Source organism: Aequoribacter sp. (genome assembly GCF_965659035.1).
Lineage (GTDB): Bacteria > Pseudomonadota > Gammaproteobacteria > Pseudomonadales > Halieaceae > Aequoribacter.
This window is the reverse complement of the sequence record NZ_CBFHWH010000133.1, coordinates 1-3526: the sequence shown is the minus strand read 5'-3', so window position 1 is coordinate 3526 and position 3526 is coordinate 1. Positions and strand designations below refer to the sequence as shown.

General features: G+C 52.8%; 2 protein-coding genes, 1 tRNA gene and 1 pseudogene. 1 reads left to right on the top strand and 3 read right to left on the bottom strand.

The genetic code is table 11. The features are described 5' to 3' along the window. The coding region (locus ACTF5Z_RS11645; protein ID WP_438985784.1) for a hypothetical protein at positions 1-1157 on the top strand (1157 nt) is incomplete at its 5' end. A gap of 28 nt (positions 1158-1185) precedes the next feature. On the opposite strand, the gene ACTF5Z_RS11640 is transcribed toward ACTF5Z_RS11645, so the two are convergent. The 3 genes and pseudogenes from ACTF5Z_RS11640 to ACTF5Z_RS11630 form a co-directional block, all read right to left on the bottom strand. Next, positions 1186-1262 (bottom strand) — tRNA-Ile (locus ACTF5Z_RS11640). 28 nt (positions 1263-1290) lie between these two features. Further along, positions 1291-3093, bottom strand: a complete 1803-nt coding sequence (rpoD, locus tag ACTF5Z_RS11635) for an RNA polymerase sigma factor RpoD (protein ID WP_438985783.1) — start codon at positions 3091-3093, stop codon at positions 1291-1293. Between the two features lie 101 nt (positions 3094-3194). Continuing rightward, positions 3195-3526: pseudogene (locus ACTF5Z_RS11630) on the bottom strand (DNA primase); the annotation flags it as partial.

The window sequence follows — 3526 nt, the reverse complement described above, 5'->3', positions numbered from 1 at the left end:
GATGGCCTGGCGCTTATACGGGCTTTGCGTCACTGCCCGAAACGGATCACACTAAAACGTCTTTGTTACTGCTAAATCATCGTCAGGCGACAAACACGGGTTGGTACGCTATTAGCGCTTATCACCGAAGCTTAGATGACGATTACGACTTTGATCGGCGCACCAAGGAAGCGGGCGCGGCCGGATCGTTTGATCATAAAACGCGCAACTGGGGTTTGGGCTTGCGGGGTCAAACAGATTTGGCAGGTGTTAATTATGAGTATGCGGTGCAACATCAAGCCGATGAGTTGGTTCGCTCTACCGATTTGACCGAGGGCGCCTTTCGTTCGCGACAGTATATCAACGCCGCACTTGCACCGACTTGGGAAATATCTGGTCAGTCTGCCGATTGGCTTTTTAAAGCGGGCGTGGTGTATCAAGATACATCTCGCAGCGAGCCCTTCTGGGGTGCTTTGGGTTCGGCGACTTGGATATCCAAAGACCTACCTTTGCGGTTAAATTTTGATTACTCCGATAGCTCGCAAGTCCCAGGTTATACCGCGTTAAAGTCTCGTCCTGCTGGCCTGTTTGGCGGAAATGCGAATCTAGGTCGAGAAGAGTCCGCGCAGTGGTCAACCACTCTTACTTACTTGCCGGTGTTAGGAGAGTTCTCGGCCTCATTGTTTAAGCGATCGGACGACGACTTGGTCGATTGGACCTACAGTACGAATCAGCCCAGTGCTCGGCAAGCGAATGCAGTTGACTTAGATGTCAAAGGCGTCGAGGTCTTCTGGCGCGCAAACGCGGGCGACTTTACTTGGATCCTTGGCTGGACTCACTTAAATAAAAATGCCAATTATGGGTCGGCTCTGGTCGACGCCAGCTATTACGCTTTGAACTATGCTAAGCAACGGCTCACTGCCGCTGTGACGTGGCGAATGGGTGATCAATGGCAGGTCAAATTCGACAACGAATACCGGCGCCAAGCGGAAAACCCTTTACGGATTGGGTCGGATGCGGCCTACTTTGGGTCGGTATCTTTGGTCTATTCGCCGGTTGATGTGCTCGAGCTGGCGTTGGTCGTTGATAATGTCAGTGACGAAGACTTTCAGCGCTTTCCGGGCTCACCGGCAGCTCGTCGTAGCGCGAGTTTACAAGTCACGCTTGGGTTGCTTTGAAGCAAAAGACGCGTTCGAAGCCTTAAAATGGTGGCCCCACCAGGACTTGAACCTGGGACCGATCGATTATGAGTCGAGCGCTCTAACCAACTGAGCTATAGGGCCATGAAGAGAGCGGCGATTATACGCCGCCTTAGTCGTCTAGGAAACTACGTAAGTAGTCGCTGCGCGTTGGATGTCGCAGTTTGCGAAGTGCCTTAGCCTCGATCTGACGGATACGCTCACGCGTCACGTCAAACTGTTTGCCCACTTCTTCCAATGTGTGGTCTGTGTTCATGTCGATACCGAAGCGCATACGCAAAACCTTGGCCTCGCGCGCAGTCAGTCCCGCCAATACCTCAGTGGTTGCTTCCTGCAGGCCTTGACCGGTTGCAGAATCTACCGGAGAGGCGATGGTTATGTCTTCGATAAAGTCACCTAAATGTGAATCTTCATCGTCACCAATGGGCGTTTCCATCGAGATGGGCTCTTTGGCAATCTTAAGCACTTTACGCACTTTGTCTTCAGGCATATCCATCCGTTCGCCCAATTCTTCGGGCGTGGGCTCTCGGCCCATCTCTTGTAGCATCTGACGCGAAATACGATTTAGCTTGTTGATCGTTTCGATCATGTGCACAGGAATACGAATGGTACGTGCTTGGTCGGCAATCGAGCGAGTGATGGCCTGACGGATCCACCAAGTTGCGTAGGTCGAGAATTTGTAGCCCCGGCGATACTCGAATTTATCGACCGCTTTCATCAAGCCAATGTTGCCCTCTTGGATGAGATCCAGGAACTGCAGGCCGCGGTTTGTGTACTTTTTAGCGATCGAGATCACTAAGCGTAAGTTCGCTTCGACCATTTCTTTTTTGGCGCGGCGAGCGCGAGCTTCACCCATCGACATGCGACGGTTGATTTCCTTGATCTCGCTGACGCTCAGGCCGCTTTTCTCTTCTGTTGCGATAATGCGACGCTGCAGGCGCATCAACGTGTCGCGATCAGCCTCGAGTTTCGCGGCGCACTCTGGCGCTGTTTTGATTAGGTCGTCCAGCCATGCCTCGTTGGTTTCGTTGCCAACAAAGCTGTCGATAAATGCTTTTCTCGGCACGCTGCAGTGGCGAACGCAAATCGTCATGATCTCGCGCTCTTGCGTGCGGACTTCTTGAAGCACATCGCGTGCCATATCGAGTAGCGGATCAAATACACGAGGCGTCAGCTTAAAGAACTTGAATACCTCGCCAAGCTTGTCCAGCTCTTTAAGGGTCACCTTGCTCTGGCGGCCTTTTTCGGCGAGTGCTTTCTCGGTCTTTTCCCACTGCTTGCGCAATTCTTTAAAGCGCTTTGCTGCCTCTACGGGGTCTGGACCAGAGTCACCTTCTTCATCGTCACCGCTCGCTTCATTGGCGGCTGCGACTTCTGCTGCGGTGGGCACCTCATCGGCGGGATCTAAATAGCCCACCATCACATCGCCCAACCGGCGCTCTTCTTGCGTGACTTGGGCGTACTCGTTCAGTACGTGCTCGACGGCGCCGGGGTAGTGCGCTAGGGCCGCCATTAACTCACGGATGCCCTCTTCGATGCGCTTGGCGATTACAATTTCGCCTTCGCGGGTCAGCAGTTCTACCGTACCCATTTCGCGCATGTACATACGGACTGGGTCAGTCGTTCGGCCTGCTTCGGTTTCTACCGCAGCCAGTGCGGCAGCAGCCTCGGCCGCAGCGATATCGTCGGCAGAGCTATCGCCTTCGGTCATTAATAGCTCATCGGCATCGGGTGCCTCTTCGAACACCTGAATACCCATGTCGTTGATCATCTGAATGATATCTTCGACCTGATCTGGATCTGAGATGTCTTCGGGCAGGTGATCGTTGACTTCTGAGTAAGTCAAATAGCCTTGTTCTTTGCCTTTCGCGATCAGGCTCTTCAAGCGAGACTGTTGCTTGACTGATTCAGTCATGAAGCGGTTACCTATGAGGAGATAAAATTAAGCCGGTTATTATAACAAGTTCAAAGCCTTACGACCAGCCGCTAAGCGCGAGCCTTGAAAAAAGTTTGTCGCTATGAATTCGCAGACTCTAAGGCACGAAGTTCCGCCAAAAGTTCCTTAAGTTCGGATTTTTCGGCACCGGACAAAGACCCAATGCCGCGTTTGCTGAGATCATTTATGCGTTCTTGCAGAACTTTTAACTTGGGATGCTTCGTCAGGCGCCGCAGACAGTCTTTAAATTGAACGGGCAGACCATCGAAGGGAATGATCGACTCCTCACCCGCGAGTCGAGCCAGCAATTCACCCTCGGCAGTACCATACCAATGCCCGAGGAGCATCGCGGTATTGGAGTGTGGTTGTCTGCGCAGCAATGTGAGTAGCTCGCTCAGCAGCGACTCGCCAG

What these genes read in the sequence shown, in the direction of transcription:
- rpoD (WP_438985783.1), bottom strand. Translation starts at nt 3,093, where the DNA reads ATGACTGAATCAGTCAAGCAACAGTCTCGCTTGAAGAGCCTGATCGCG.